The organism is Tenacibaculum geojense (assembly GCF_042676005.1).
Classification (GTDB): domain Bacteria; phylum Bacteroidota; class Bacteroidia; order Flavobacteriales; family Flavobacteriaceae; genus Polaribacter; species Polaribacter geojense.
On the sequence record NZ_JBHTJR010000033.1, the window covers coordinates 1 to 1,883 of the forward strand.

1 pseudogene is annotated in these 1,883 nt (G+C 33.4%); it reads left to right on the forward strand.

What is annotated here, in order from left to right:
• A pseudogene (locus ACFQ1U_RS13730) lies at positions 1–1,883 on the forward strand (hypothetical protein); the annotation flags it as partial.

Genomic DNA, 1,883 nt, shown 5'->3' on the forward strand with positions numbered 1-1,883 from the left:
AAACAATCCTTATAGAAATACAACTATTAATCAACAAACCATCTATGTCCGTGTGGAAAATGTTGACAACTTCAGTTGTAATGCTATTTCTCAAACAGGAACCGCTTTTGAACCTTTTGACTTAATTGTCAATCCTCTTCCCGTAATCGCTAATAATCCTGCTCAGCTTTTACAATGTGATACGGATGCTGATTTAACAACAACAGTGAATTTAACACAAGCTGAAATCAATATTTCTAATAATTACAACAATGAAACTTTTAATTACTACCCTACTCAAGCAGATGCAATAGCCAACACCAATGTTATTACAAACACAACAGCGTATACCGTATCTGATGGTGATAGTGTTTGGGTAAGAACTATAACAAATCAAGGATGTTACAGAATTTCTCGAATCGATATCACCGTATCCTATGCTGGTGATGTTGCTTATGATCGTTTATTTGAGCAATGTGATGACTTTTTGGATGCTGATGGTAATGACACTAGTAATAATGACGATACAGATGGTATTACCTTCTTTGATATTAGTGATGCTGAAAATGAAGTAAAAGCTTTATTCCCACCAACTATTCAACCAGATTTAGATGTTCTTTTCTTTGAAACAATAACTGATAGAGATGCTGTAATTAATCAAATTACAAATCTTTCTAGTTATAGAAATACCAATGTACCAGCCACAACACAGCAACCTATTTATATTAAAATTATTAATACGAATAATAATGACTGTACTGGAATAGGTCAATTATACATAGTAGCACAACAAGTACCCCAGGCTAACAATGCGCCTAATATTGTACTGTGTGACGATTTTAACAGTGGTAGCTATACCGATGGAGAAAATACAGGGATTGATTTAACCGCTCAAAACTCAACTATTTTAGGCTCTCAAAACCCTGCTGATTATACTGTTACCTATTACACATCTCAATCAGACGCAACTGCTGGAACCAATACTATTGCTAATGATGCTAATTTTAGAAATACGGCACAACCTGGGTTTTCACAAGGTGATATTAGCACACAAACCATATTTGTAAGAGTAGAAAATAACAATACAGGATGCTACAACAATCACCAAGCATTTGACATTATTGTAAACCCTTTACCAATTATCAATACAACCATTACTCCTCTTGAGGTTTGTGACACTGGTGCTATAGACGGAGATACTAGAAATGGACTAGAACAACAAATTGATTTAAGCGTAAAAGATGCTGAAATTTTAGACGGTAGAGACCCTAATCAATATTTAATTAGTTATCACACAACTCAACAAGATGCTATTGACGGAGTAAACCCTGTAAATAAAAATAGTTACGATAACAATCCCGCAAACACAACTGTTGTTAATAATGAAGGAGAAGAAACTATTTGGATTAGCATTTTAGATAATAACACGGGATGTCGTTACGGAATCAATAGTCTACTTATTAGAATTCATACTGAACCTAATATTCTTATTACTGACATTTCTAACTTATCTTTTTGTGATGACGATCAAGATAGTGATGATACTAACGGATTCATACAATCAATTGATTTAACCACACAAGAACCTGATATTTTAAACAATTATCCTGTAGCACAGCATGATGATTTTACGATTACCTATCATCTTTCACTTAACGGTGCACAAAATAATACAGAGGTAATTCCTAGCAATGAAACTATGAATTATAGTAACATTAGCAATCCACAACGTATTTATGTTCGAGTAGAAAATAATGATACAGGATGTGTAAATGATGATACATTTTTTGATATTATCATCAACCCTTTACCTGATTTTGTGGTAACTTCTCCTCAAGTACTATGCTTAAACAACCCGCCTATTACTTTATTTGTAGAAAATCCTGATGGAAACTATAACTATC